The following is a 1,046-nucleotide window of genomic DNA, read 5'->3' on the forward strand; positions in this document are numbered from 1 at the left end:
AGCGGCCGTGCCGCGTTCACGGTTGGTCATCGTTTGGGGCGTGCCTGGCCATTGATAGGTGTTGGTTATTGATTGATCTATTTTTTGTGTTTGGCATCTCCGATTGAGCGCGAGAGAATCTTTCCGGCCAGACTTCAGTTTCATGAAAATGCTCACGGCTAGTTCAATTTCTGGAATTGAACTAGCCGTGAGTGGTAGCGGTACTTGCCCTGATTATTTCAGTCGACAGATGGATTTTTTCGAGTTACCGGAGGCAGCATCTGAGACATGATGTGTGTGATGTCTCGTTTTAGAGGGTCGTCTGGGCGAAGCTCTTGATGGTTCTCATGCCGTCGAAGATATCTTTTTGGGACTTTATCTATCGTCGATAAGAATGGTGAAGCATGTTTTTGGGTTTTCGTGGTTGCCGCCGGAGGTTAAGTCGGCTCGGATGGCCCCGGCACCCGGATCCGGTGAGGGTCTTTCGATGATGCCCATAGCCCGCGAGCCGCAGGACCAGCTAGCGCCACACCCAACGCGCTAACCACCCGCGGCGGTGGGGCGCCAGCGCGCCGGTACTGACCGCCCCACCCAGCGTGATCGCCCACGCTGGGATCGGTTACCGCCGCCCTCAAGCCCACACCCGATGCCAGGCAACGACATTGGTAGACCCCAGGAGGACCCGCTGTGTCATATGTGAGCATCGCGCCGCACGCTGTGGACTACGCGGCAACCGATTTAGCTGCCATCGGATCGGCATTTAGCGAAGCCAGCGCCGCTGCGGCCATTCCGACCACCGGGCTCCTGCCGGCCGGCGCTGATGAGGTCTCGGCAGCAATGACAGCCCTGTTGACTTGCCACGGCCAAACCTGGCAGGCATTTAGCCGCGACTACCAGTGGCTGCATCAGCAATTTGTCGACCTGCTCAACGGCAGCACCCTCAAGTATTGGGCCACCGAGATCGACAACGCCGCCCACAACGCGATCAACACCGCCAACGCCGACAGCCAATGGCTGCTGGGGCGCCCGATGATCGGCAACGGCGCCAACGGGCTCAACGGCACCGG

At 58.8% G+C, this 1,046-nt stretch carries 1 protein-coding gene; it reads left to right on the forward strand.

Going from position 1 to position 1,046, the window contains the following annotated elements; all coding sequences use genetic code 11:
* Positions 1-666: 666 nt before the first annotated feature.
* On the forward strand, positions 667-1,046 hold a 380-nt coding region (locus EET13_RS29770; RefSeq protein ID WP_136623328.1), incomplete at its 3' end, for a PE family protein.

The organism is Mycobacterium attenuatum, from assembly GCF_900566085.1.
Lineage (GTDB): Bacteria > Actinomycetota > Actinomycetes > Mycobacteriales > Mycobacteriaceae > Mycobacterium > Mycobacterium attenuatum.